The 24,386-nt window shown below is 63.1% G+C and carries 24 protein-coding genes; 17 read left to right on the forward strand and 7 right to left on the reverse strand.

Features of this window, described 5'->3' with window-relative positions:
- From BM348_RS01665 to BM348_RS01685, 5 genes are all read left to right on the forward strand, one after another.
- Positions 1-2,964 carry a DNA-directed RNA polymerase subunit A' gene (locus BM348_RS01665; RefSeq protein WP_092901081.1) on the forward strand — a complete coding sequence of 988 codons (2,964 nt, stop codon included), beginning with the start codon at positions 1-3 and terminating at the stop codon, positions 2,962-2,964.
- Entirely contained in the window at positions 2,957-4,150 is a 1,194-nt protein-coding gene (rpoA2, locus tag BM348_RS01670; protein ID WP_092901084.1) for a DNA-directed RNA polymerase subunit A'', read from the forward strand. The genes BM348_RS01665 and rpoA2 overlap by 8 nt, the downstream gene beginning before the upstream one ends.
- The gene (locus BM348_RS01675; RefSeq protein ID WP_092901087.1) at positions 4,150-4,569 is read left to right on the forward strand and encodes a NusA-like transcription termination signal-binding factor; all 420 of its coding nucleotides are present in this window, start codon (positions 4,150-4,152) and stop codon (positions 4,567-4,569) included. The genes rpoA2 and BM348_RS01675 overlap by 1 nt, the downstream gene beginning before the upstream one ends.
- A gap of 228 nt (positions 4,570-4,797) precedes the next feature.
- Positions 4,798-5,226, forward strand: coding sequence for a 30S ribosomal protein S12 (locus BM348_RS01680; protein ID WP_050050102.1), 429 nt, complete (start codon positions 4,798-4,800; stop codon positions 5,224-5,226).
- Between the two features lie 2 nt (positions 5,227-5,228).
- On the forward strand, positions 5,229-5,837 hold the full coding sequence (locus tag BM348_RS01685; RefSeq protein ID WP_092901089.1) for a 30S ribosomal protein S7: 609 nt from the start codon (positions 5,229-5,231) through the stop codon (positions 5,835-5,837).
- A gap of 112 nt (positions 5,838-5,949) precedes the next feature.
- Here BM348_RS01685 and BM348_RS01690 read toward each other — a convergent pair whose 3' ends face one another.
- Positions 5,950-6,705, reverse strand: a complete 756-nt coding sequence (locus BM348_RS01690; protein ID WP_092901091.1) for a DUF5781 family protein — start codon at positions 6,703-6,705, stop codon at positions 5,950-5,952.
- Between the two features lie 232 nt (positions 6,706-6,937).
- Here BM348_RS01690 and BM348_RS01695 point away from each other — a divergent pair, with 232 nt between their 5' ends.
- Positions 6,938-9,124: an elongation factor EF-2 gene (locus BM348_RS01695; RefSeq protein WP_092901094.1), complete on the forward strand. Its 2,187-nt coding sequence runs from the start codon at positions 6,938-6,940 to the stop codon at positions 9,122-9,124.
- Between the two features lie 259 nt (positions 9,125-9,383).
- On the opposite strand, the gene serS is transcribed toward BM348_RS01695, so the two are convergent.
- The gene (gene serS, locus BM348_RS01700; RefSeq protein WP_092901097.1) at positions 9,384-10,763 is read right to left on the reverse strand and encodes a serine--tRNA ligase; all 1,380 of its coding nucleotides are present in this window, start codon (positions 10,761-10,763) and stop codon (positions 9,384-9,386) included.
- 249 nt (positions 10,764-11,012) lie between these two features.
- On the opposite strand from serS, the gene BM348_RS01705 reads away from it, so the two are divergent.
- A complete protein-coding gene (locus BM348_RS01705) occupies positions 11,013-12,221 on the forward strand; it encodes a potassium channel family protein (protein ID WP_092901100.1) in 1,209 nt (402 codons plus the stop codon).
- Between the two features lie 46 nt (positions 12,222-12,267).
- Here the strand turns inward: BM348_RS01705 and BM348_RS01710 are convergent, their stop codons facing one another.
- Together BM348_RS01710 and BM348_RS01715 are read right to left on the reverse strand one after the other, a co-directional pair.
- Positions 12,268-12,846 carry a magnesium transporter gene (locus tag BM348_RS01710; protein ID WP_092901103.1) on the reverse strand — a complete coding sequence of 193 codons (579 nt, stop codon included), beginning with the start codon at positions 12,844-12,846 and terminating at the stop codon, positions 12,268-12,270.
- On the reverse strand, positions 12,846-13,415 hold the full coding sequence (locus tag BM348_RS01715; RefSeq protein WP_092901106.1) for a magnesium transporter: 570 nt from the start codon (positions 13,413-13,415) through the stop codon (positions 12,846-12,848). The genes BM348_RS01710 and BM348_RS01715 overlap by 1 nt, the downstream gene beginning before the upstream one ends.
- A 162-nt stretch (positions 13,416-13,577) precedes the next feature.
- Between BM348_RS01715 and BM348_RS01720 the strand changes: the two genes are divergently transcribed.
- Genes BM348_RS01720 through BM348_RS01730 form a run of 3 tightly spaced genes read left to right on the forward strand, consistent with a single transcriptional unit; the run spans position 13,578 to position 14,684 of the window.
- Positions 13,578-13,730 carry a 50S ribosomal protein L39e gene (locus tag BM348_RS01720; protein WP_049951558.1) on the forward strand — a complete coding sequence of 51 codons (153 nt, stop codon included), beginning with the start codon at positions 13,578-13,580 and terminating at the stop codon, positions 13,728-13,730.
- Positions 13,731-13,738: 8 nt separating this feature from the next.
- Positions 13,739-14,017: a 50S ribosomal protein L31e gene (locus tag BM348_RS01725; RefSeq protein WP_050051966.1), complete on the forward strand. Its 279-nt coding sequence runs from the start codon at positions 13,739-13,741 to the stop codon at positions 14,015-14,017.
- 1 nt (position 14,018) lies between these two features.
- Entirely contained in the window at positions 14,019-14,684 is a 666-nt protein-coding gene (locus BM348_RS01730) for a translation initiation factor IF-6 (RefSeq protein ID WP_092901109.1), read from the forward strand.
- Positions 14,685-14,773: 89 nt separating this feature from the next.
- Here the strand turns inward: BM348_RS01730 and BM348_RS01735 are convergent, their stop codons facing one another.
- Together BM348_RS01735 and BM348_RS01740 are read right to left on the reverse strand one after the other, a co-directional pair.
- Positions 14,774-15,085 carry a hypothetical protein gene (locus BM348_RS01735; RefSeq protein ID WP_092901112.1) on the reverse strand — a complete coding sequence of 104 codons (312 nt, stop codon included), beginning with the start codon at positions 15,083-15,085 and terminating at the stop codon, positions 14,774-14,776.
- A gap of 70 nt (positions 15,086-15,155) precedes the next feature.
- Positions 15,156-16,064, reverse strand: coding sequence for an AEC family transporter (locus BM348_RS01740; RefSeq protein WP_092901115.1), 909 nt, complete (start codon positions 16,062-16,064; stop codon positions 15,156-15,158).
- A 167-nt stretch (positions 16,065-16,231) separates the two neighbouring features.
- Between BM348_RS01740 and rpl18a the strand changes: the two genes are divergently transcribed.
- From rpl18a to BM348_RS21630, 4 genes are all read left to right on the forward strand, one after another.
- Positions 16,232-16,408 (forward strand): 50S ribosomal protein L18Ae, encoded by a 177-nt coding sequence (gene rpl18a / locus BM348_RS01745; RefSeq protein WP_050051970.1) that lies wholly within the window; start codon positions 16,232-16,234, stop codon positions 16,406-16,408.
- Entirely contained in the window at positions 16,405-16,863 is a 459-nt protein-coding gene (gene pfdA, locus BM348_RS01750; RefSeq protein WP_092901118.1) for a prefoldin subunit alpha, read from the forward strand. Before rpl18a ends, pfdA begins: the two co-directional genes overlap by 4 nt.
- Positions 16,864-16,877: 14 nt before the next feature.
- Positions 16,878-18,275, forward strand: coding sequence for a signal recognition particle-docking protein FtsY (gene ftsY, locus BM348_RS01755; protein WP_092901121.1), 1,398 nt, complete (start codon positions 16,878-16,880; stop codon positions 18,273-18,275).
- Positions 18,276-18,375: 100 nt separating this feature from the next.
- Positions 18,376-18,768, forward strand: coding sequence for a hypothetical protein (locus BM348_RS21630; RefSeq protein ID WP_092901124.1), 393 nt, complete (start codon positions 18,376-18,378; stop codon positions 18,766-18,768).
- 64 nt (positions 18,769-18,832) lie between these two features.
- On the opposite strand, the gene BM348_RS21050 is transcribed toward BM348_RS21630, so the two are convergent.
- The gene (locus BM348_RS21050) at positions 18,833-19,171 is read right to left on the reverse strand and encodes a hypothetical protein (RefSeq protein ID WP_175507066.1); all 339 of its coding nucleotides are present in this window, start codon (positions 19,169-19,171) and stop codon (positions 18,833-18,835) included.
- Positions 19,172-19,820: 649 nt separating this feature from the next.
- Between BM348_RS21050 and BM348_RS01770 the strand changes: the two genes are divergently transcribed.
- The 3 genes from BM348_RS01770 (at position 19,821) to BM348_RS01780 (ending at position 24,293) form a co-directional block, all read left to right on the forward strand.
- Positions 19,821-20,672 (forward strand): NmrA/HSCARG family protein, encoded by an 852-nt coding sequence (locus BM348_RS01770; RefSeq protein WP_092901127.1) that lies wholly within the window; start codon positions 19,821-19,823, stop codon positions 20,670-20,672.
- A 335-nt stretch (positions 20,673-21,007) separates the two neighbouring features.
- A complete protein-coding gene (locus BM348_RS01775) occupies positions 21,008-22,708 on the forward strand; it encodes a nitrite/sulfite reductase (protein WP_092901130.1) in 1,701 nt (566 codons plus the stop codon).
- Positions 22,698-24,293, forward strand: a complete 1,596-nt coding sequence (locus BM348_RS01780; protein WP_092901133.1) for a Coenzyme F420 hydrogenase/dehydrogenase, beta subunit C-terminal domain — start codon at positions 22,698-22,700, stop codon at positions 24,291-24,293. Before BM348_RS01775 ends, BM348_RS01780 begins: the two co-directional genes overlap by 11 nt.
- Positions 24,294-24,386 lie beyond the last annotated feature (93 nt).

Raw genomic sequence — 24,386 nt, forward strand, 5'->3', positions numbered from 1 at the left:
ATGCAAGACAGCACACCAAAAGACATCGGATCGATAAACTTCGGGCTCATGGAGCCCGAGGAGTATCGGGAGATGAGCGCGACGAAGATCATCACCGCGGACACCTACGACGACGACGGGTTCCCCATCGACATGGGGCTGATGGACCCGCGACTGGGCGTCATCGACCCCGGTCTCGAGTGCAAGACCTGCGGGAAACACTCCGGGTCCTGTAACGGCCACTTCGGCCACATCGAACTGGCCGCACCGGTCATCCACGTCGGCTTTACGAAACTCATCCGACGCCTCCTTCGGGGCACCTGCCGGGAGTGTTCGAAGCTCCTGTTGACCGAGGACGAACGCGACGAGTTCCGCGACGACATCACCGAGTCGCGGAAACTCGGCCGCGACCTGAACGACGTCACCAAGGCGGCGATTCGGCAGGCGCGAAAGAAGGATCGGTGTCCACATTGCGGCGAAATCCAGTACGACATCGACCACGAGAAACCGACGACCTACTACGAGGTCCAGCAGGTTCTCACCAGCGAGTTCTCCCAGCGCATCGCCGGCGCGATGCAGGGCGACGAGGAGGAAGGCGTCGATCGGACGACGCCGGACGAACTCGCCGAGAAGACCGACATCGAGATCACTCGAGTCAACGAGATCCTCTCGGGATCGTTCCGCCCGCGCGAGAGTCAGCGCAAGGCCATCGAGAAGGCCCTGGACATCGACCTCACCGAGGAGGACACGAACAAGCTGATGCCGAGTGACATCCGGGACTGGTTCGAGGCGATTCCCGACGAGGACATCGAGGTGCTCGGCATCGACGCCGAGCGCTCGCGTCCAGAGTGGATGATCCTCACCGTCCTGCCGGTGCCGCCGGTGACGGCGCGGCCGTCGATCACGCTCGACAACGGCCAGCGCAGCGAGGACGACCTCACCCACAAGCTCGTGGACATCATCCGAATCAACCAGCGGTTCATGGAGAACCGCGAGGCCGGCGCGCCACAGCTGATCATCGAGGACCTCTGGGAGCTGCTCCAGTACCACGTCACGACGTTCATGGACAACGAGATTTCGGGGACGCCACCGGCCCGCCACCGCTCGGGTCGACCGCTCAAAACCCTCAGTCAGCGGTTGAAGGGCAAGGAGGGGCGATTCCGCGGCTCGCTATCGGGCAAACGTGTGAACTTCTCCGCCCGAACTGTCATCTCGCCCGACCCGACTCTCTCGCTCAACGAGGTCGGCGTGCCGGATCGAGTCGCCTCGGAGATGACCCAGACGATGCTCGTCACCGAGCGAAACGTCGAGGAGGCACGGCGGTACGTCGCGAACGGGCCGAACACGCATCCCGGCGCGAACTACGTTCGCCGACCCGACGGTCGCCGGCTGAAGGTCACGGAGAAAAACTGTGAGGCGCTCGCGGGTATGACCGAGGACTCCGACGCCGAGGGCATTCAGACGATCGGTCCCGGCTGGGAGGTCAACCGGCACCTCATCGACGGCGACATCATCATCTTCAACCGTCAGCCGTCGCTCCACCGGATGTCGATTATGGCCCACGAGGTCGTGGTCATGCCGTACAAGACGTTCCGACTGAACACCGTCGTCTGTCCGCCGTACAACGCCGACTTCGACGGCGACGAGATGAACATGCACGCGTTACAGAACGAGGAGGCTCGAGCGGAGGCTCGCGTCCTCATGCGCGTGCAAGAACAAATCCTCTCGCCGCGCTTCGGCGAGAACATCATCGGCGCGATTCAGGACCACATCTCGGGAACGTACCTGCTCACACACGACAACCCGCGGTTCAACGAGACGCAGGCGCTCGACCTGCTCCGCGCGACGCGGATCGACGAACTGCCCGAACCCAGCGGGGTCGACGACGAGGGAGAGCCGTTCTGGACAGGCCGGGACGTCTTCTCTGAACTCCTGCCGAACGACCTCGATCTCGCGTTCACCGGAACGATCGGCGAGGACGTAACCATCGAGGACGGACAGCTCGTCGAGGGTACCATCGCCGAGGACGAGGTCGGCGAGTTCGGCGGCGAAATCGTCGACACCATCACGAAACAGTACGGAAACACCCGCGCTCGCGTCTTCATAAACGAGATCTCGACGCTGGCGATGCGTGCGATCATGCACTTCGGGTTCTCGATCGGGATCGACGACGAAACGATTCCGTCGGAGGCCCAGGATCGCATCGACGAGACCATCATGGACGCCAACGACCGCGTCGAGGAACTCATCGACGCCTACGAGGCGGACGAACTCGAGAGTCTGCCCGGTCGGACGATCGACGAGACCCTCGAGATGAAGATCATGCAGACGCTCTCGCGGGCCCGTGACAACGCCGGTAACATCGCGGAGGAACACTTTAACGAGGATAATCCTGCGGTCGTCATGGCCGAATCCGGCGCGCGTGGCTCGATGCTCAACCTGACCCAGATGGCCGGCTGTGTCGGCCAACAGGCGGTTCGGGGAGAGCGTATCAACCGCGGCTACGAAGACCGGACCCTCAGCCACTACGAGCCGAACGACCTCTCCGCGGAGGCCCACGGCTTCGTCGAAAACTCCTACACGAGTGGACTGACTCCGCGGGAATTCTTCTTCCACGCGATGGGTGGCCGCGAGGGACTGGTCGATACGGCAGTTCGGACGTCGAAGTCCGGATATCTCCAGCGCCGACTCATCAACGCGCTCTCGGAGCTCGAGGCCCAATACGACGGGACCGTTCGCGACACGAGCGATACGATCGTCCAGTTCGAGTTCGGCGAGGACGGCACCTCGCCGGTCAAGGTCGGATCTGGCGAGGACAACGCGGTGGACGTCGACGGGATCGCCGATCGCATCGTCGAGGCCGAGTTCGACGACGACGCCGAGAAGGCGGCGTTCATCGGCCCGAAACAGGAGACGACGAACCTCTCCGAGCACGCGGACAGCCGTCGATTGCTCGACGGCGCGGAGGTGACCTCCGATGACTGAGGTCACCTACGACGTGAGCGAGGACACGATCGTCCTCGTCGAGGATTCGGATCTGCCCCGCCGGCTCAAGGACAACGTCTACGAGACGCTCGAGGCGCGAGAGGGGCTCACGAACGAGCAGATAAACGACATCGTCACCGCGGTCGAGAACAAGTACGTCGATACGCGGGTCGAACCGCTCGACCCCGTCGGCACCGTCTCCGCGCAGTCGATTGGCGAACCCGGAACGCAGCTGACGATGAACACGTTCCACTACGCGGGTGTCGCAGAGATCGACGTGACTCAGGGTCTGCCCCGGCTCATCGAACTCGTCGACGCCCGGAAGACGCCGGACACGCCGATGATGACCGTCTACCTCGAGGACGAGTACGCCACGGAGCGAGAGAAGGCCCACGAGGTCGTCTGGAAGCTCGAGGCGACCAAGATCCTCGCGCTCGGTGACGTGTCGACGAACGTCGCGGACATGCGCGTCCAGATTTCGCTGAACCAGGACACGCTCGAGGAACGGATGATCACGGCCGAAGAGGTCGCAGAAATCATCGAGGACAACCTCGGCGTGAAGGCGGTTCAGCAGGGAACGACGATCGAGTTCGGTCCCGAAGAGCCCTCCTACCGTGATCTCCTGCAACTCGTCGAGGAGCTTCGGGATATCACGTTCAAGGGAATCGAAGAGGTCTCCCGTGTCGTCATCCGCCGCGAGGAACTCGACGACGGCAGCGAGGAGTTTATCCTCTACACCGAGGGATCGGCCTTCGGCGACGCGCTCGCGATCGAGGGCGTCGACGCCTCGAGAACGACGTGTAACAACATCCACGAGATCCACCGCAACCTCGGTATCGAGGCCGCACGCGAGACGATCATCGAGGAGACGAACAACACGCTCGCCGAGCAGGGTCTCGACGACGTGAACGTTCGGCACCTGATGCTCGTCGCCGACATGATGACCAACGAGGGCACGATCGAGTCGATCGGCCGGCACGGCATCTCCGGGTCGAAAGACTCCGTGCTCGCCCGCGCGGCGTTCGAGGTCACGGTCAATCACCTCCTGAACGCGGCGATCCACGGCGAGATCGACGAACTCGACGGGGTCACCGAGAACGTCATCGTCGGTAAGCCGATCAAGCTCGGCACCGGGGACGTCGACCTCCGGATGGGATCGACAGGGCCCAGTAGCAAAGCCGACTGATGGACGGCCCCCTCGAGGACGAGCCACGTCGATACCTCTCGGTCTTCGAAGACGTGACCGGGACGACGGGCGAGGACTGTCTCGTCGACGACGAAACGGTGGTAGTCGTCGTCGCGAGCGGCGAACTCGGCGAGGCGATCGGTCCCGGCGGCCGGAACGTGACGCGGTTCGAGGAGCGAATCGACAAACCGGTTCGGCTCGTCGAGGACGCGGACGACCCCGAGACCTTCGTCGCGAACGCGCTGGCACCCGCATCGGTGTACAACGTGACCGTCAGCGAGAACGACGATCGCGTCGCTTACGTCGAGGTCGCGGACGAAGACCGCGGCGTCGCGATCGGCTCGGACGGCGAGACGATCGATCGGGCGCGAACTCTGGCGGCTCGTCACTACGAGTTCGACGACGTGCAGTTGCTGTAATCGGATCTGGCACCGGTTTCCTCGTTTTCCCGCCGTGGTCGATTCCGTCGCTCGGTTCTCGAATCGCTCGAGTGCAGTCCGCGCCCGGACGAAAACTGCGTCTTCTCTATCCAGCTCGCCCCTCGAAACGCGCTCAGAATACGCGAGGGGTACGCGTCGAGCCCTCTCGAGGCGTAACGCCGACTCCAAAAGGGGATGCTTAAGTGCCTCCGTCGGATACCGACGTGCATGGCAAACGGCAAATACGCCGCGCGCAAGCTCAAGAAGGACCGCCAGAATCAGCGGTGGTCCGACTCTGACTACGCGCGTCGTGCACGTGGACTTCGAGAGAAGTCGGACCCCCTCGAGGGTGCCCCGCAGGCTCGCGGGATCGTCCTCGAGAAGGTCGGTATCGAGGCGAAACAGCCAAACTCGGCGATTCGAAAGTGCGTCCGAGTCCAGCTCATCAAGAACGGCAAGCAGGTCACCGCGTTCTGTCCCGGTGACGGCGCCATCTCGTTCATCGACGAGCACGACGAAGTGACCATCGCCGGTATCGGTGGCGCGAAGGGTCGTGCGATGGGCGACCTCTCGGGTGTCAACTACAAGGTCAACAAGGTAAACGGCGTCGCGATGAAAGAACTCGTTCGCGGAAACGCGGAGAAACCGGTGCGATAATCATGGCCGCAGAAGACCAACCCGATCCGGACGCCCCCGCGGGCGGTTCCGACGTTTCGGCGCAGCTTTTCGGCACGTGGAGCGTCGCCGAGATCGAGTACGGCGATCCCTCGACCGAGCGATACATCAACGTCACGCCGGTCGCACACACCGCCGGCCGTCACGCGAGCAAGCAGTTCCAGAAGTCCCAGATCTCGATCGTCGAGCGCTTTATCAACCGGCTGATGCAGACCGAAGAGAACACGGGCAAGAAACAGCAGACGCTGAACCTCGTCCGTGACGCCTTCGACATCATCCACGACCGCACCGAGGAGAACCCGGTGCAGGTGCTCGTCTCGGCCGTCGAAAACGCCGCGCCTCGAGAGGAGACCGTCCGCCTGAAATACGGTGGCATCTCCGTTCCGAAGGCAGTCGACGTCGCGCCCCAGCGCCGCGTCGACCAGGCGCTGAAGTTCATCGCAGACGGCGTTCAGAGCAACTCCTTCAAGACCTCGACGCCCGCCGAAGAGGCGATCGCGAGCCAGCTCATCGGCGCTGCAGATTACGACGTCCAGACGTACGCGATCAGTCAGAAAGAAGAAAAAGAGCGCGTCGCGGCCGCCGCACGCTAACGCTCGAGACGTCTTTTTCGGTTTTTTCACGCTGCGGAGCGACCGCGTTCGCGTTCTACCGATTCACCCTCGCCAACGCATCGGCTCCGCGTGGGGTGTTGCAGACGACGAATTAGTCCGCCGCCTTCCGCTCGTCGCCGACGTAGGACCGAGTCGCGTCTACCAGCACCTGCTTGTAAGCGCTCGAGTCGGGTTCCGCGGCGAGTTCGCGAAATCGCCGTCTGAATCCCTCGAAATCAACTCCAGGCGCGTCCATCGCGGCAGCGTGGGCGAGATCGTACAGTCGGTGATCGTCCTCAAGAAGATCGTGGCGTTCTGCCAGCGCCAGCGCGAAGGCCGCGTTCACGGCCGTAATTTTGGGGTCGGCGCTCGGCGAGATCCGCTCGAGTCCAGGTCTCGAGGGCGTTTCCGGACGATCCGCGACAGCCGCCGCGAGCGACGACTCGAGGAAGGCGAGCAGTTTCTCGCCGGGGCCCACAGAGAGGGTGATGTCGTCGGCGTAGATGTCTTTCATGTGATTTGCGATCTGGTAGCAGTGAGCGAGTGTCCGGCGCTCGATGCGTTTGCCCCCGAGCGCGAGATAGAGTACTTCGTCGATCGACTGCGTGTGAGAGGGATGGGCCTGTTCGTGACGAGCCATGTGGGCGAACTCGTGGAGGGCGAGTTCGCTGGCCATTGCACTCGAAGCGGCCTGTCTCGAGATGTTCAGCACGTGGTGGTCGTCGTAGTGGGCGGCGAAGGTGCGTTCGTCGGGATCGTTTCTGAGACGAACGGTGACGGGCAGTGAGAGATCGTGTTCGGTTTCGAAGCGGTCTCGGGCGCTGAGAAAGGGCGCAGCGGGACCGGATCCGTGCACGCGGATATCCATGGGTGTCTATAGCAAGGGTTGGGAGAGTATGTCTGTTTCGCCCGTTGGGTACCGGTAGGTACCGCTCGAGTTTCGGTTGGCTTTCCGACTCGGGCCGCGTCACTTGTGGAGTTCGTGGAAGACATTCACTCACCCAAACGACAGATTCGCGTTGTCCAGCGGGTTACTGTCTCGATTTCCGACGGCAGCGAAACACTACCCTTTTGACCCCACTGGCGGTAAAGGTGGGTATATGGGCCGACGCAAGAAGATCGTACAGGAGTGTGAACGGCTGATGGACGAACCGGAGAACATCCGGAATATCGCCATCGCCGCTCACGTCGATCACGGAAAAACGACGCTTACGGACAACCTGCTGGCCGGTGCCGGCATGATTTCCGACGACACAGCCGGTGAACAGCTCGCGATGGACACCGAGGAGGACGAACAGGAACGTGGGATCACCATCGACGCGGCCAACGTTTCGATGACCCACGAGTACGAGGATACCAACCACCTGATCAACCTCATCGACACGCCGGGCCACGTCGACTTCGGCGGCGACGTCACTCGAGCGATGCGTGCCGTCGACGGTGCGCTCGTCGTCGTCGACGCCGTCGAGGGCGCCATGCCACAGACCGAAACGGTTCTCCGGCAGGCGCTTCGAGAAGGCGTCAAACCGACGCTCTTTATCAACAAGGTCGACCGGCTGATTTCGGAACTACAGGAAGGCCCCGAAGAGATGCAACGGCGTCTCGTCTCGGTCATCGGCGACGTCAACGAACTTATCCGCGGGATGACCGAAGACATGGACGACATCGACGACTGGACGGTCTCCGTCGAGGACGGCACCGTCGGCTTCGGCTCCGCGCTGTACAAGTGGGGCGTCTCCATGCCCTCGATGCAGCGAACCGGGATGGACTTCGCCGAGATCATGGAGCTCGAGCAAAACGACAAACGACAGGAACTTCACGAGAAGACGCCCCTGTCGGACGTCGTGCTCGATATGGTCTGTGAGCACTTCCCGAATCCCATCAAGGCACAGCCTCGTCGTATCCCGCGCGTCTGGCGTGGTGACGACGAGTCCGAACTGGCAGAACAGATGCGCCTCGTCGACGAGACCGGCGAAGTCGTCCTGATGGTTACGGATATCGGTGTGGACCCACACGCCGGTGAAATCGCTGCAGGACGTGTCTTCTCGGGTACCCTCGAGAAGGGTCAGGAACTGTACGTCTCCGGGACTGCGGGCAAGAATCGTGTCCAGTCCGTCGGCATCTACATGGGCGGCGAGCGCGAGGAGGTCGAGAACGTCCCGGCCGGCAACATCGCTGCCGTCACCGGTCTGCGAGACGCTATCGCCGGCTCGACCGTCTCGAGCGTCGAGATGACGCCGTTCGAATCCATCGAGCACATCTCCGAGCCCGTGATCACGAAGAGCGTCGAGGCCCAGACGATGGACGACCTGCCGAAGCTGATCGAGACGCTGCGTCAGGTCTCCAAGGAGGACCCGACGATCCAGATTACGATCAACGAGGACACGGGCGAGCACCTGATCTCCGGGCAGGGCGAGCTCCACCTCGAGGTCATCACCCAGCGTATCGAGAAGAACCAGGGCATTCCGGTCAACACCGGTGAACCGATCGTCGTCTACCGCGAGGCGATCCAGCAGGCGAGCGATCAGGTCGAAGGGATCTCACCGAACCGCCACAACCGATTCTACATCTCCGTCGAGCCGCTCACGGAGGATCTCGTCGAGACGATCAAGATGGGCGAGGCGTCGATGGATATGCCCGAACAGGAGCGCCGCGAAGCGTTGCAGGAAGCCGGCATGGACAAGGACGACTCCCAGATCGTCGAGCACATCCACGGCTCGAACATCCTGCTCGACGCCACCAAGGGTATCCAGCACTTAAACGAGACGATGGAGCTGTTCATCGAGGGACTCGAGGACGCACTGGACAACGGTCCGCTCGCCAACGAGCCCGTTCAGGGGACGCTCATCCGCCTCCACGACGCGAAGCTCCACGAGGACACGATCCACCGCGGCCCGGCACAGGTCATCCCGGCGACGCGAAACGCCGTCCACAAGGCGCTGATCGACGGCCAGATCAAGATGCTCGAGCCGATGCAGGACGTCCGTATCGACGTGCCGAACGACCACATGGGCGCCGCCTCCGGCGAGATTCAGGGTCGACGCGGCCGCGTCGACGACATGTACCAGGAGGGTGACCTCATGGTCGTCGAGGGTATCGCGCCCGTCGACGAGATGATCGGGTTCGCCTCCGACATCCGCTCTGCGACCGAGGGGCGCGCCTCTTGGAACACCGAGAACGCAGGCTTCGAGGTCATGTCTGACTCGCTCCAGCGCGAGAAGATTATGGAAATCCGGGAGCGCAAGGGCATGAAACTCGAGCTGCCGCCGGCGATCGACTACATCTAAGCTGCGACCGTTCGTTCGCTTTTTTCTTCTCGCAAACGACGCTGCTCCGCTCGAGCGGGTAGTTTGGTATTCGGTTCGATCACTGGCTGAAGAGCGCCTTACGATTCCAGATGGACGACGGGTGTCCACTGTCCTGAATGAACCGCTCGGAGTCGAGCCCCGTGGCTTCGCTTTGTCCGTCTGTAATCAGTAGTGAGAGCACAAACAATCGTTCTCGCCCACACAAAAACTATTCTCCTCTGCGACCAACGCTCGAGCGCTACTCGCGCTCGCCCGCGCCGAGTGCCGCCTCGCCGACCTTCTCGTGACCCTCGATGACTTCCTGTCCGCCCATGTAGGGTCGGAGGGCTTCGGGAATCGTCACCGTGCCGTCCTCGTTCTGGTGATACTCGAGGACCGCGACCATCACCCGCGGGAGTGCAAGCCCGGATGCGTTCAGGGTGTGGAGGTACTCGGCCGATTCGTGGCGTTCTGGCCGGTAGCGAAGCCCTGCTCGGCGGGCCTGAAACTCCTCGAAGTTCGAGGCGGAAGAGACCTCGAGCCAGCGCCCGCCTTCCGCTGGTCCGTCGTCCATGTCGTCGCCCGGTGCCCAGACTTCGATGTCGTAGGTCTTGGCCGAGGCGAAGGTGAGGTCGCCGGTGCAGAGTTCGAGGATCCGGTAGGGAAGCTCCAGTTTGCGCAGGACTTCCTCGGCCTCTCCAAGCAGGTCCTCGAGGCGCTCGTCGCTGGTCTCGGGGTCGACGAAGTTGACCAGTTCGACCTTGTTGAACTGGTGGACGCGGACGATGCCCCGCGTTTCGGTCCCGTGTTCGCCGGCCTCGCGACGGAAGTTCGGCGAGTAAGCCTGGTGTTTGAGCGGGAGGTCGTCGTCGAGCAGGATCTCGTCTGCGTACATGTTGGTGACCGAAACCTCCGCGGTCGGGCAAAGCCAGAGGTCGTCATCGTCGCGTTCGTCCCCGTTGTCGTTGCCGAGTCGGTACGCGTCGTCGGCGAATTTCGGCAGCTGTCCGGTGCCGCGCATCGAGCGGCTGTTGACCGGCACCGGCGGGAAGATGTCGACGTAGCCCTGCTCGCGGTGGACGTCGAGCATGAACTGGATGAGCGCGTGCTCGAGGCGAGCGCCGTCGCCTTTCAGGAAGTAAAATCCCGAGCCGGTCGTCTTCGCGCCGCGAGCCTCGTCGATGATATCGAGTTCTTCGCCGAGGTCGTAGTGGGGGACGATTTCGTCCGGAAGGTCGCGTCTGTCGTCGAACCCCCAGCGCCGGCGTTCGACGTTGTCGGTCTCGTCCGCGCCGACGGGAACGCTCTCGTCGGGAATCTGTGGCACCTCGAGCAGCCGCTCCTCGAGTTCGTCCTCGAGGTCCGACGCCTCCGCTTCGACGTCCTCGATGTCGGCCTTGAGCGACTGGGAGCGCTCGATGGCCTCCTGGGCCTCGTCGTCTTTGCCCTCCTGTTTGAGTTCGCCGATCTGAGAGCTGATCTCGTTTCGCTCGTGGCGAAGTTCGTCGCCGCGGGCTTTCAGTTCGCGCCAGCGCTCGTCGATATCGAGGATCTCGTCGAAGTCGACGTCGGCTCCCCGATTCTCGAGGGCCTCGCGTACCGCGTCGGGATTCTCTCGTAGATAGGTCCGATCGAGCATTGAGCGGTGATTCTTCGTCGCTCGGCAAAACCGTGTCGGAAGGTCGATTTCCGCCGCGGTCGCGATTCGCCTCGATTCGCCTCGAGTCGCGGGTAGATCGCGGGTGGACCGCGGGACGGATCGCGGTGGTCCACGGGAGCGGATCACCGGCAGGTCACGGGTGGACCGCGGGACGGGTCGCTGGCGAATCGCGGGCGGCTTGCGGGCGGTGCGGGAAACCCTTTTTTGCCGGGAGCGCGCTTCTCCGCTATGGATCCGTTCGAGGGCGAGGCGTCGTCGCGGCCCGTCGAGTACGAGCCGGTGAGCGTCAAAGACGTCTTGGTCGAGATGAAAGACACCGCGGAGCTGCTGATCGATCTCTCGTACTCGGCGGTGTTACACCGAAACGAAGCGCTCGCGACGGAAGTGCTCGAGTTAGAACAGCGGATGGACGTCCTCGAGCTTCGCGCGCGGATGAGCCTGATGATGGCCGTTCGCAGCCCCGACGAGGCCGAACAGCTCGCACCAGTGCTCGGAATCGTCTCCGCGACGGGGCTGATCAGCGACGCTGCCGGCGATATCGCGAAGATAGTCCTCGAGGACATCCGCCTCCCCGAGGCGATGCGAACTGCCCTCCCGGAGGCCCTCGAGATGCTCGTGCGGGGCGTCGTCGACCCCGATTCGGAGTACGCGGGGCGAACGCTCGCGGACATCGACCTCGAGTCCGAGACCGGCGTGCGGGTCATCGCGCTCCGGCGCGGCGACGAGTGGCTGCTCAATCCGGGACCCGAGACGCGAATCGAGGCCGACGACGTCGCGTTCTGTCGCGGCCCCGAGCCGTCGATCGGCGACGTATTCGGTCGGCTGACGGGCGAGACGTACGATCCGCCGGTGATCGACGCGCCGACGATCGACGACTTAGAGCGCGCCGTGGACACGATCGTCCACATGAAGAACCTCTCGGAGCTGGCGGTCGATCTAGCCTACAGCAGCGTCCTCTTCGACAGCGAAGCGCTCGCCGAGGAGGTCCGCAACCTCGAGGTCGAGGTCGACGCCATGGAGTCGCGGTTCGAGGCCTGGACCCTTCAGGCCGCCGCCGACGCCGACGACCCCGTCTCGCTGCGAGGGTTGATCCACCTCGGTAGCGCGACGGAGGTCATCAGCGACGCCGCGGTCGACATCAGTGAAGGCGTCCTCAGGGATATCGACGTTCATCCGGTCGTCCACCTGGCGGTTCAGGAGAGCGACGAGATACTGACTCGAGTGGAACTCGAGGCGGGGAGCGACCTCGACGGCACGTCCGTTACGGCGGGCGTCCCCGACGTCGAGGCGACGATGTCGGTGATCGCGATTCGCCGACCTGACGAAGGCTGGTTGCTCGTCGGCGACGCCGATATCGAACTCCGCGGCGGAGACGTCCTGATCTCGAAGGGGACCAGAACGGCCGCGAGCACGTTCGAGGATCTGGCGACGGCCTGATTTCGGGCGCGTACGGCAGGCTTTCGGCGGCGCCGCTCGAGTCCGGTTACGGCGACAGCACGACGGAGGAGATGCCGATGAAGATGAGCATTCCGAAGACGTCGACGACGTTCGTGACGACCGGAATCGTCGTGTCGTCGGGATCGATTCCGAGGCGAAACGAGGCGTACGTCGCGGCGAAGCTACAGACGATCGCGACGACGGCGATCGCGAGGCCGCTCGAGAGCGAGATGGCGAGCAACACGCCCAGCGCCATCTCGGAGTCGATCACCCGTCCGATGAGCCACGCGCCGACTGCGAGCGTGGTAAACACCGTCGAGCCGAGTGCGATCACCGCCAGCACGTTCGCCCACAGCTCGCGGTCTCGCGGGTCGAACTCCGCAGTTCCCAGGTGCAGCCGCGTCGAGAGCCGGGAACTCAAGATCGCGCCGAGGTTACCGCCCATGCCGACCATCGTCGGCACCATCACGGCGAGTACCCCGTACTCGTCGAGCAGCCCCCGGGCGTCCTCGAGCGTGATACCCGCGATCAGCACGATCACGGTCAGCAGGACCAACAGCGGAAACATGTTCCTGACGATGCGGTGGACGTCCCACGACTCGAGTGCAGTCCTCGAGGACTCCATCAGGCGATCACCTCGACGACGGCGATCGCGAACAGCAAGAACAGCATGCCGAAGACGTCGCCGAGCGTGGTGACGATCGGTCCCACGAGGTTGTCGGGATCGTAGCCGTGCGTGTACCCGACGAATATCAGCGCCAGCAGCCCGAATATCATGACGAACGAGGTTAGCACGCCCGAAATGAGCATGATCCCGACGAACTCGAGGAGGGTCGCGGCCTCCCAGTTCAAGAGCGCGAGCGCGAGCCAGGTGACGACGCCGATTACGACCGAGATTCCGATCCCGTTGACGAACGAGGCGATGACGGCGTTGACCAGTCTGTCGTTCCAGTCGAAGCGCGGTTCGATCAGCCCCTGGTGGAGCCCACTCGAGATGCGGCCGCCGAGCGCGCCGTAGACGTTCCCCCGCGTGGCCAGAAAGACGGGGACCATCACGAGCAGTCCCGGAAACCGCTCGGCCTGTTCGACCATGCTATCGAGGACCAGTCCGGCGAACAGGCCGCCGGCGAGGGCGACGAACAGAACGGGGAGCGATTCACGGTAAATCGACCAGACGTCGCCGCGGACACTCATAGTTCGGAGTCACGTAGTATCCTGTTAAACCTACCGAGGAGGGCGCTGCGAGTGGTGCTCGTGATCACGATTTCGACATCTGCCGCGCTCTGGAATCGTGGAATTGTACCGAGACGACGGATGGACAAGATTTTAAGCCAGCGCGGGCTACATCGGCCCACTATGGGTAAAAAATCGAAGGGCAAGAAAAAACGTCTCGCCAAACTCGAGAACCAGAACAGTCGCGTTCCGTCCTGGGTCATGCTCAAGACCGACATGAACGTCCAGCGAAACCCCAAGCGGCGCAACTGGCGGCGTAGCGATACCGACGAGTAAGGATATCTATGAGTGCAACTGATTTCGACGAACGTGTCGTTACCGTCCCGCTGCGCGACGTCAAGAAGGGCGCGAACCACGAAGCCGCCGGTCGCGCGATGACCATCGTCCGCGAACACCTCGCGAAACACTTCGCGGTCGACGAGGACGCCGTTCGACTCGACCCCTCGATCAACGAGGCCGTCTGGGCCGACGGTCGGGCGAACCCGCCGCGAAAGCTTCGCGTTCGGGCCGCTCGGTTCGACGAGGACGGCGAGGTCGTCGTCGAGGCCGAGGTCGCCGAGTAACTTGCGACGCGCTTCCTTCACCGGATCGTCTTACATCGGCGTCTTCGCCCGCGCGACCGACTCGTGTCTGCTCGTCCGGCCCGACGCCGACGACGACACCGTCGACGGGCTCGCGGACGAACTCGAGGTCGATCCGGTACGGACGACCGTCGGCGGTGCCTCGACGGTCGGGGCGCTCGCGACGGGCAACGAAAACGGTCTGCTCGTCAGCACGCGCGTTCTCGAGTACGAACGCGAGGAACTCGAGGACGCCGTCGACGTTCCCGTCGCGGAGCTTCCGGGGAGTATCAACGCCGCCGGCAACGTCGTGCTGACAAACGATTACGGCGCGTACGTGCATCCGGACCTCTCGCGCGATGCGATTCGGGTCGTCAAAGACACCCTCGAGGTGCCGGTCGAACGCGGCGACCTCGCGGGCGTTCGGACGGTCGGCACCGCGGGCGTCGCGAACAACACGGGCGTGCTCTGTCACCCGAAGGCGACGGACGCGGAACTCGACTCACTCGAGGAGGCACTCGACGTCCGAGCGGACGTCGGGACGATCAACTACGGCGCGCCGCTGGTCGGTTCGGGGCTGCTCGCCAACGACTCGGGCTACGCCGTCGGCGAGGATACGACGGGCCCCGAACTCGGTCGGATCGAAGACGCGCTCGGCTACATCGATTGATCTGCTCTCCCGACTGATTGACTGACCGGCTCGATCGATTGGGCGGATCTATCGAGGATCGATTACCGGTTTCATCGGTCGACTGCCGGTTATCGTTTCTCGAACTCGTGTCGGATCACCTCGCTTTTCGGATCCCACTCGAAGTGCTCGTGAGCGCGCTCGAGCATCGATCTGTAGGCCTCGAGATCTTCGAACCCTTCTGCCTGTGCGTCTTCATCGGTTAGATCGCCGAGCGTTCGGTCGGTGACCGCGACGACTTCGAACGTCGTCCCGTCGATGGTGAACGTGTCGCCGGCCTCGGCGTACTGGTTCCCGCGGTGGATCTGCGTGACTTTCCCCTCGAGTGCTCGCTCGCGCATTCGGGGACTCGGCAGGAGTTCGTCGGGGTCGAGTTCGCTCATAGTTCGCGTTCGCTCTCCGACGGGAAAACTGTCCGGCCGGTCGATTCTTCGGCTGTGCTCGCAATCGGCGTTAGCTGACCAGCGTGATCAGCACGAACAGGCTCGCGATGGAGACGAGCGTCGTCACGAACACGTTCAGCGAGGCGAACTGTTCGTCGCCGCCGAGTTCGTTCGCGAAGACGAACGTCGAGACGGCCGTCGGCGTCCCGAACATGACGACCGTCGCGGTGAACGTCGCCTCGTCGACCGAAAGCACCGAGAAGACCAGCCACGCGAGCAGCGGCATGCAGACGATTTTGAGGGCAACGACCGAGCCGGACGCGCCGAAATCGATCTCGGGCAGGTCGATCTCGAGGGACGCCCCGACACACAGTAACGCGAGCGGAAGCGCGAACGCGCCGACGATATCGAGGACGCTCACGGCGAGTGGGGGGACGGTGGCCGAGGAGGAACCGACGCCGAGTCCCGCGAGCAACGCGAGAAGCACCGGATTCGTGAACAGGCCGGCAAACTCCCGGACGATCCGCGTCTCCGACCCGGTGACCGACACGAGGATGAGGACCGTAAGCGGCACCTGCGTCAGCGAGACGATCCCGAGGACGACGCTGGCGATAGCTGCCACGTCGGCGTCGAAGGTCGCGACCACGAGCGGCAGTCCGAGATACCCCAGGTTGGAGTGATACGACTGGACGATCGCGACGCTCTGGCGCGGCCTCGAGTCGCGGTTCCGGTGGACGAGCCAGGCGAGCCCGACTGTCGCGAACAGGACGAACAGCGAGCCGACGAGCAGCGTCGCCGAGAGCAGGTCGCCGATCGCCCGGTCGTACGTCGAGATGAAGATCAGCGCCGGGAGCGCGACGTAGTAGGCGACGGCGTTCAGCCGCGCGGTCCTGCCCGTATCGAGGACGCCGCTGGTCCGCAAGCCGGTTCCGACCAGCAACAATGCGAGCAGTCCCAGCAGCCGTCCGACGACTTCCATGCTCCGGCACAAATCGCGGGCGGCCTTTTAGCGTTCGGGTTGGCGAAACCGCGGGGCGAACGCACGCGAACTGTGCTCCCATACGAGTCGGTCGCACGTCTTCTCGGTCGGACCAGTCACCGAATGGGAAGGCAAGGTTCTTCCGACTCCCCGACGGAAGAACGTGCATGAGTGAATTCAACGTCAGCGGTCGATTCAAGAACCGGGATGGCTACGCGTCGTTCGAGACGACGATCGACGCCGAGAACGAGAACGTCGCCCGCGAGCACGTCCTCTCCCAGATCGGGAGCCGACACGGCGTCAAGCGCACGGGTATCGAACTCGAGGAGGTATCCCAGCGATGAGTAGTCAACAGGAACTCCAGCAGCTCTCCCAGCAGATTCAGGAGCTCGACGAGCAGATCGAAGCCCTCGAGGCGAACGTCGAGTCGATTCAACAGGAGAAGACCGAAGTCGACGAGGCCATCGAAGCCGTCGAGACACTCGAGACGGACTCGGTCGTGCAGGTTCCACTCGGCGGCGGCGCGTACGTCCGCGCGACGGTCGAAGACATCGACGAAGTGATCGTCGAACTCGGCGCTGACTACGCGGCCGAGTTCGAGCAGGAGGGCGCCGTCGACACGCTCGAGAACAAAAAGGAGAACCTCGACGACGAGATCGACGAGGTCAACGCGCAGATCTCCGAACTCGAAGCCGAGAGCACGCAGCTCGAACAGCAGGCTCAGCAGATGCAACAGCAAGCGATGCAACAGCAGATGCAGCAGATGCAGGGTCAGCAGGGTCAAGGTCCTGACGAATAAGCCGCCTACGACCCATGTTCGATAACCTGAAAGAGAAACTCGGGAGCTTCCGGAAAGACGCCGAAGCGGCCGCCGAGGAGAACGCCGAGACGGTCGAGGACTCCGACGCGGCTGCGGAGCCGGACGAGTCCGACGAGTCGCTCGAGGCGGCCGACGACGCATCCGGCGAGTCCGACGACGCGTCCCCGCCGCTCGAGACGGACGAGGAGAGCGAGCGCGTCGACGCGGAGGCGACCCCGGGATCACGAACAGATACCGCCGAAGCGGCCGCGGGCGACGCGTCGACCGATCGATCGCCCGAGGGAGGGTCACAGCCCGAGGCCGTCGCCGATTCCGCGAGCGCGCCAGATGGCGCCTCGCCGAGCGAATCGGCGTCGACGGCGGTCGAACGCTCGTCTCCGTCGGGGACGGGTGGCGTGACGGCTGGAACGGCCGCCGACGACCCGGCGACGGCGGAGGCTGACGCGGCGGCTGTCGAGGAGTCCGACGACGACGAACCGGACGAAGACGAGGAGAGCAACTCGACCGGCTTCGGTCGCAAGGCCAAGTCGCTCGTCCGCGGGAAGTTCGTCATCGAGGAGGACGACCTCGAGGAGCCGTTACAGGAACTCGAACTGGCGCTGCTCTCGAGCGACGTCGAGATGGGCGTCGCAGAGGAGATCCTCGACAACATCCGCGACGAACTGGTCGGCGAGACGCGGACGTTTACGACCTCGACGGGCGACGTCGTCGAGGAAGCCCTGCGCGATGCGATCTACGACGTCATCAGCGTCGGCCAGTTCGATTTCGACGAGCGCATCGCCGTCGAGGACAAACCGCTCGTCATCATCTTCACCGGCGTCAACGGCGTCGGCAAGACGACGTCGATCGCGAAACTCGACCGATACCTCGAGGAGCGGGGCTTCTCGAGCGTGATGGCAAACGGCGACACCTATCGTGCGGGTGCCAACGAGCAGATCCGCGAACACGCCGAGGCCCGCGACACCAAACTGATCGCCCACGATCAGGGCGGCGACCCCGCCGCGGTGTTGTACGACGCGGTGGAGTACGCCGAAGCACACGACATCGACGTCGTCCTCGGCGATACGGCGGGTCGGCTCCACACCGACGAGGGGCTGATGGACCAACTCGAGAAGATCGACCGCGTCGTCGGTCCCGACATGACCCTGTTCGTCGACGAGGCCGTCGCCGGACAGGACGCGGTCAACCGCGCTCGAGAGTTCAACGATGCCGCCGAAATCGACGGGGCGATCCTGACGAAAGCCGACGCCGACTCCAACGGCGGCGCGGCGATTTCGGTCGCCCACGTCACCGGAAAGCCGATCGTCTTCCTCGGCGTCGGCCAGGAGTACGACGACTTAGAGCGGTTCGATCCCGAGGAGATGGCGGATCGGCTGCTCGAGGACGAGTGACCGGTCTCGATCGAGTACCTTTTCTTTCAAGTCTCGTTTTCGAATAGATCCTGCCGAATTCCCCGAAAGTTATTCGTTGATAGATAGCCATATCTATGGTATGAAAACGGACCAGTCAAGCCAAATGGGGCAACTAATTTTCTTTGTATCGCTTGCTACCATGGCGTTCCTCAGTGCAATACGTCTCACTCGGTATGATTCAGTTGCGTGGGAATTGGTCGCTGTATTTGCTATCGGAACTGCTCTCCTCGTTGGACCCGTTTCGTGGACCGCCCGGAACCGGCTTCCCGCAGAGCGCCGTGAGAATCTTGTGTATCTCGCAGGTGCCATCGCGCTCCTCTGCGCTCCAGTCATACTTGGCCTTGGACTGATATTTAACAATCTGATGCTTTTTATCGATGCTGGTGCACTCGGCAGTATCGTGGGTTTTGCAGTCGCATTACTTGTCGAGCGGCTAGTCGTACCTAAGCGGCTTCATGGGTTCACTCAATAGCTATTCTGTACTTCCGCGGCGATGACTGGCATAGTCCCGACGGTCTCTCGCTCGAGCGCCCCACCTACTCGAGCAGATCTTTCTCGACTCGACAGCCACAGGGGTACGCATTGTGACACTCCGGAACGATCTGGACGACCGCGCTGACCGGGAGTCCGCAGTGCGGACACTTGGGACGGGCTGGCGGGGCTTCGTCGGTCACCCAGACGCCCTGTTTCGTCACGAGAAGCGAGACGTCGTGGATCTCGAGGCGGACCTCGACCGCGTCGCCGCCAGTCTCGAGTAGCCGGGCGAGCGCTTCGGGATCGAACTTCCTGGCGAGTTGGTAGGACTCTCGAGGGACGCCCTGTTTCTCGAGGGTGCGGACGATGTCCACGACCAGATCGTCTGTCGAGACGGTCATGGTCCGTGGGCCCCCTCGAGTGCGTTCGTCGTCGCTCGTGGTGCGTGCGCAGCGAGTGGCGGTAATCGAGTTCGATTCGTCTGTCGGACGGGATGTTTAAGCCCGCGGAGAAGTAATCCAATCATGGCAACCGATCCTCTACCGGGTTGGAAGCCACGTCTCGGGTGCTCTTACCACCCGGGGCATTTCAATACGAGTGCCCCCTTCCGTGGAGTTTTGGCTTCCATTTGCTGCAACGATCTGTAGTGTCATATAACTACTGTTTCAGCCCGGGAATAATGTCTACTCGAATGAGTAGGAGGTGTCTCGAGTTGTACGATAGTGATTGATCGAGTGCTCGAGAACACCACTATTGCTGGCAACACTGATTTCCACATCCTCCCCAACCGATTCGCGCAAACGCTCCGCGCTTGCGCTCATCCCTCGCACGAGTGGTACTCGCGGATCGCTATCGCGACCCGCGAGCAAGCGCGCGCCACCGCACAGTGGCGGCTTTTCGGGATAGTGAGTGGCGGCAACTCCGTGCGCTGCCCGATCTATCGAGCCACAAGAACTCTCTATGCAGTTCGGTGGTACTTCTTTCGCTCGAGGCCGTGGTTGCAAGCGCCCGGCGTAGCTTCTTACTCCCGACTGGTGTAGACCACCTATCATGGCTATCGACACAGTCCTCGTCGTGGGCGCGACGGGAACGCAAGGCGGTGCCGTCGCCCGGCACCTCCTCGAGCGGGATTTCGAGGTTCTCGCGCTGACTCGAGACAAGGACAAATACGAGTCACACCACCTCGCCGAGCGGGGGGCCGAACTCGTCGAGGGGTCGCTCGCGGAGAAAAACACCATCGAGCCGCTGGTCGAGGAGGCCGACGGCGTCTTTCTGATGACCAACTACTGGGAGCACGGTTACGACGACGAGGTCGCCCAGGGGCGAAACGCGGTCGAGTTGATCGACGAAGTGGGCGTCGAGCACCTCGTCTTCTCGTCGGTCGGCGGGGCCGACCGCGACACCGGGATCTCGCACTTCGACTCGAAGTGGGAGATCGAGGGGTTGATCGACGACCACGGTATTTCAGCGACGGTCGTCCGTCCCGTGTTCTTCGCTCAGAACTTCGAGGGCTTTCGCGACTCGATCGAAGACGGCACGCTCGCGATGGGACTCGAGCCCTCGAACCCCCTACAAATCCTCGACGTCGAGGATCTTGGCGCGTTCGTCGCGCAGGTGCTTTCCGACCCCGGCGAATACGAGGGCGAATCCTACGAACTGGCGAGCGACGAACTCCCGCTTCGCGCGATGGCGATTCGATTCGCCGACGCGCTCGAGCGACCCGTTCGCGCCCAGCACCTCTCGATCGACGACGTCGAGGAGAGCCAGGGCGAGGAGTACGCCGTGATGTTCGAGTGGTTCAACGACGCGGGCTACGAGTCGCCGATCGACGACCTCCGGGCGGAGTTCGACGTTTCGTTCAATCGCCTCGAGACCTACCTCGAGCGTGAGTGGCGCGAGTGACCGCTGTGTGCGCTGACGGACGTGATTTTGCAGACGACAGTCTCTCGAGTCGACACGCCGCCTCGTAACATTTACCGGAAAATAGTTCCTGAACCAGGTTCAAAGCCGGGCCGACACCGGTCATCACCGAACTCGTCGCGTTTCCCTCGAGGATTCAGTTCGTTCACCCGGCGACTGGATGTGGCAACATTTTCCTGATTACCCTAGCCCCGTCAGGGTTCGCCTGATTGCGGAAGGGTATAGGAGTAGAGTGCTAGTCTCCGATACCCGATGAGCGCGACAGTTATCTCGAGTACGGTAGCGGCTACTCGTCTTCTGACACGGCGGTGGTTTGCGTGAACACGACAGAGCAATACAAACAGAACAAACACCCCCTCGACGTCATCGACGACGTCTACGAGTACGCCGAGGACGAACTCACCTTCGAGGAGATCGAAGAGCGGGCGGGCGACGGTGAGTGGGAACGGCTGAAGTGGGCCGGCATGTACGCCCAGAAACAGGAGGGGTACTTCATGATCCGGACGAAGGTCCCCGGCGGCAAGCTCACGCCGGAGCAGGCCGAGGTCATCGGCGAGGTCACCGACGACCTCGCTGTCGCCCCCGAAGAGTACGGTGGCGAAGAGCAGAACGAACTCTGGGGCGACGCCTACCTCGACATCACGACTCGACAGGACATCCAGAAACACTGGATTCGCGTCGAGGACGTCCCGGAGATGTGGGACCGGTACGAAGAGGTTGGCCTGACGACGGTGCAGGGCTGTGGCGACGGCGCTCGAAACGTCCTCGGCTGCCCCGCGGCCGGACTCGACGATCACGAGTGCTTCAACGCACAGCCGGTCATCGACGCGGTCTCGGACTACTTCACCGGGAACCGCGAGTACGCCAACCTCCCGCGGAAGTTCAAGATGACGATCACCGGCTGTGCACACGACTGCGCGCAGTCCCAGATCAACGATATCGGACTCGTCCCCGCGAAAAAGGAGATCGACGGCGAGTACCTCTACGGATTCCACGCCCGCGTCGGCGGCGGTCTCTCCGACGGTCCGCGGATGGGTTCGGAACTCGATGTCTTCATCCAACCCGAAGACGCCGTCGAGTTCTGCCGCGCCGTCGCCCAGACGTTCAAGGAGATCGGCGACCGCAACAACCGCGGCGTCTGCCGCATGCGGTATCTCGTCCAACAGCTCGGTCCGGAGAAGTTCGAAGAAGCCATCCGCGACCGCTGTACGATCGACCTGTCCGACGCCGGCGAGAACCTGACCGTCGGCTACAAGGGCGACCACGTCGGCGTCCACGACCAGAAACAGGACGGTCTGAAGTACGTCGGCTTCAACGTGATCGCCGGCCGCATGGGCGGCGACGAGTTCGCCGAAGCCGCCCGCGCCGCGGAGAAGTACGGCACTGAGGACGCCTCCGTCCGCCTCGCGACCGACCAGAACTTCCTCATCACGCACATCCCCGAGGAGAACGTCGATGACCTGCTCGCAGAGCCGTTCGCCGCGGACTACCAGCCGGATCCCGGCCCGTTCTCCCGGGGCGCGGTCGGCTGTACGGGCAACGAGTTCTGTAACTACGCGATCATCGAGACCAAAAAGCGCACCAAGCGCTGGGCTCGAGAACTCGACGACCGTATCAATACGCCCGACGACCTCGATGTCGTCCGGATGCACATGTCCGGCTGCTCGGCCTCCTGTGCACAGCCACAGATCGCGGATATCGGTTTCCGCGGCGAGACCGTCAAACTCGAGGACGACGACTCACCCAACGAAGAAGGCGACAACCTCGTCGAAGGGATGGACTTCGGTCTCGGCGGCTCGCTCGGCGAGGACAACGAGTTCCTCGACTGGATCGAGCATGCAGTGCCGGCCGACTCGGTGATTCCGGCGCTCGAGCGGCTGTTCGACGCGTACGCCGACGAAAAGTACGACGACGAGCAGTTCTACGCCTGGTGTCGCCGCGTCGACAACGAGCGGCTGCGCTCGATCATGCAACAGGCCGACGCTCCCGTTGCAGGAGGTGTTGCCCATGGGGACTGATGGCGAGGACGAGCGAACGTTCCCGACCGTTCCCGAATCAAGCGGCGACGACGATGACGACGTTATCGTCCCCGAGACCAGCGGCCACGCGCCGCGGTCGCGAGCCGATACCGACAACGCCCGAGAGGGTGCGATTCAGCCCGCGAGCGGCGATTCCGACCCCGCTGGTGGAAGCTGCTCGCCAAACACCTGTACCTGCGGCGAGAAGACGCAGGAAAAGACCGTCGCAACTGACGGAGCGGGCGTCGCGAACGTCGACGAGATGGGCGAACTCGGCGACCTCGAGTTCACCGAACCCGCGGAGGGGATCAGCCAGGACGTCGACAACGGCGCGCCCGACGAGCGGGTCGGGGTTCCTGACGGCGTCGACCTCGAGACCCCCGAGTACTCGATCCGGTCGGAGATGAACGACATCGACACGCCGGACGACAAGACCTGGTTCATGGAACTTGACGAAGCCGTCATTGACGACGGCCGCTGTATCCAGTGTGGGACCTGTGTCGCCGCCTGTCCGTCCGACTCCATCGGAATCGGCGACGACGGCAAGCCAGAACTCGTCAAGATGTGTACCGGCTGTTCGCTCTGTTGGGACTTCTGCCCGCGCGGCGGACTGCGCTACGAGCGCCAGTGGAAGATCACCGGCGGCGACGACAACGTCAAGGGCGCCGGCGACCCGATCACGGAGTTCTCCGCGCGGGTCGACGAGGACTGGACGAAAGACGCCCAGGACGGCGGCGTCGTCACGACGGTCCTCTCGCACCTCCTCGAGGCGGGCGAGATCGACGGCGCGCTCGTCGCGACCGAAAGCGAGGAGGAACCGTGGAAGGCCGAGAGCTATCTCGCGACCAGTCACGAGGACCTGATCGAGAACGCCGGAACCATCTACAACCAGACGATGGCGCTCGGCAACCTGAATCTCGACCAGTGGGAGCACAAGCTCCCCGACAAACCGTTCGACGACATCAGTCTCGCGCTCGTCGGAACGCCGTGTGAAATCGAGGGCATCCGCGCCCTACAGGACTTCGAGTGGGACTACCAGGCCCAGAACGAGGGCGTTCGCGCGATCGATTACACGATCGCGTTGATGTGTACGAAGAACTTCAACTACTACAGCCTCATGGGCGAGCAGCTAGAGGAGCAGCGAGACATCTCGCTCGACGAGGTCGGCAAAATGGACGTCCTCCACGGGAAGCTCATGGTCTACGACAACGACGGAGAGATGATTCTCGACGAGGACATCGAGAACTTCCACGACGCCGCACTCAAAGGCTGTGACGAGTGTGCGGACTTCACCGGCTTCTGTGCCGACCTCACCGTCGGCTCGGTCGGTTCCTCCGACGAGTACTCGAGTGTCATCGTCCGAACCGAACAGGGTATGAAAGCCTGGGAGATCACCGAACCCGACCTGGACTACCACGACCTAGAGGACAAGTCCGCGGTCGGCAAACTACAGGGCTGGGACAAGAAGAAGGCCTTCGAAAGTCTCGAACGGCCGTTCGATCCCGACGCACCTCGGTTCATCGACTACACGGACCACGCGGAGAACTACGGCACCGAGTTGAACCCGCACGACTACGGTCACTAACCGGTCCGCTCCCGTTCGATTTCCTTGTTTTTGCGGCATTCTTCCTGTCCACGCTGACTGGTCCAATCCCGTGCAGTGGACTTATCGACGGAC

It is taken from the genome of Halostagnicola kamekurae, from assembly GCF_900116205.1.
Classification (GTDB): Archaea; Halobacteriota; Halobacteria; order Halobacteriales; family Natrialbaceae; genus Halostagnicola; species Halostagnicola kamekurae.

What these genes read in the sequence shown, in the direction of transcription:
- BM348_RS01695 (WP_092901094.1), top strand. Translation starts at nt 6,938, where the DNA reads ATGGGCCGACGCAAGAAGATCGTACAGGAGTGTGAACGGCTGATGGAC.
- BM348_RS01715 (WP_092901106.1), bottom strand. Translation starts at nt 13,415, where the DNA reads ATGAGTGTCCGCGGCGACGTCTGGTCGATTTACCGTGAATCGCTCCCC.
- serS (WP_092901097.1), bottom strand. Translation starts at nt 10,763, where the DNA reads ATGCTCGATCGGACCTATCTACGAGAGAATCCCGACGCGGTACGCGAG.
- rpoA2 (WP_092901084.1), top strand. Translation starts at nt 2,957, where the DNA reads ATGACTGAGGTCACCTACGACGTGAGCGAGGACACGATCGTCCTCGTC.
- BM348_RS01675 (WP_092901087.1), top strand. Translation starts at nt 4,150, where the DNA reads ATGGACGGCCCCCTCGAGGACGAGCCACGTCGATACCTCTCGGTCTTC.
- BM348_RS01725 (WP_050051966.1), top strand. Translation starts at nt 13,739, where the DNA reads ATGAGTGCAACTGATTTCGACGAACGTGTCGTTACCGTCCCGCTGCGC.
- BM348_RS01710 (WP_092901103.1), bottom strand. Translation starts at nt 12,846, where the DNA reads ATGGAGTCCTCGAGGACTGCACTCGAGTCGTGGGACGTCCACCGCATC.
- BM348_RS01680 (WP_050050102.1), top strand. Translation starts at nt 4,798, where the DNA reads ATGGCAAACGGCAAATACGCCGCGCGCAAGCTCAAGAAGGACCGCCAG.
- BM348_RS01735 (WP_092901112.1), bottom strand. Translation starts at nt 15,085, where the DNA reads ATGAGCGAACTCGACCCCGACGAACTCCTGCCGAGTCCCCGAATGCGC.
- BM348_RS01740 (WP_092901115.1), bottom strand. Translation starts at nt 16,064, where the DNA reads ATGGAAGTCGTCGGACGGCTGCTGGGACTGCTCGCATTGTTGCTGGTC.
- BM348_RS01685 (WP_092901089.1), top strand. Translation starts at nt 5,229, where the DNA reads ATGGCCGCAGAAGACCAACCCGATCCGGACGCCCCCGCGGGCGGTTCC.
- BM348_RS01690 (WP_092901091.1), bottom strand. Translation starts at nt 6,705, where the DNA reads ATGGATATCCGCGTGCACGGATCCGGTCCCGCTGCGCCCTTTCTCAGC.
- BM348_RS01780 (WP_092901133.1), top strand. Translation starts at nt 22,698, where the DNA reads ATGGGGACTGATGGCGAGGACGAGCGAACGTTCCCGACCGTTCCCGAA.
- BM348_RS01705 (WP_092901100.1), top strand. Translation starts at nt 11,013, where the DNA reads ATGGATCCGTTCGAGGGCGAGGCGTCGTCGCGGCCCGTCGAGTACGAG.
- rpl18a (WP_050051970.1), top strand. Translation starts at nt 16,232, where the DNA reads ATGAGTGAATTCAACGTCAGCGGTCGATTCAAGAACCGGGATGGCTAC.
- BM348_RS21050 (WP_175507066.1), bottom strand. Translation starts at nt 19,171, where the DNA reads ATGACCGTCTCGACAGACGATCTGGTCGTGGACATCGTCCGCACCCTC.
- pfdA (WP_092901118.1), top strand. Translation starts at nt 16,405, where the DNA reads ATGAGTAGTCAACAGGAACTCCAGCAGCTCTCCCAGCAGATTCAGGAG.
- BM348_RS21630 (WP_092901124.1), top strand. Translation starts at nt 18,376, where the DNA reads ATGAAAACGGACCAGTCAAGCCAAATGGGGCAACTAATTTTCTTTGTA.
- BM348_RS01665 (WP_092901081.1), top strand. Translation starts at nt 1, where the DNA reads ATGCAAGACAGCACACCAAAAGACATCGGATCGATAAACTTCGGGCTC.
- BM348_RS01720 (WP_049951558.1), top strand. Translation starts at nt 13,578, where the DNA reads ATGGGTAAAAAATCGAAGGGCAAGAAAAAACGTCTCGCCAAACTCGAG.
- BM348_RS01770 (WP_092901127.1), top strand. Translation starts at nt 19,821, where the DNA reads ATGGCTATCGACACAGTCCTCGTCGTGGGCGCGACGGGAACGCAAGGC.
- ftsY (WP_092901121.1), top strand. Translation starts at nt 16,878, where the DNA reads ATGTTCGATAACCTGAAAGAGAAACTCGGGAGCTTCCGGAAAGACGCC.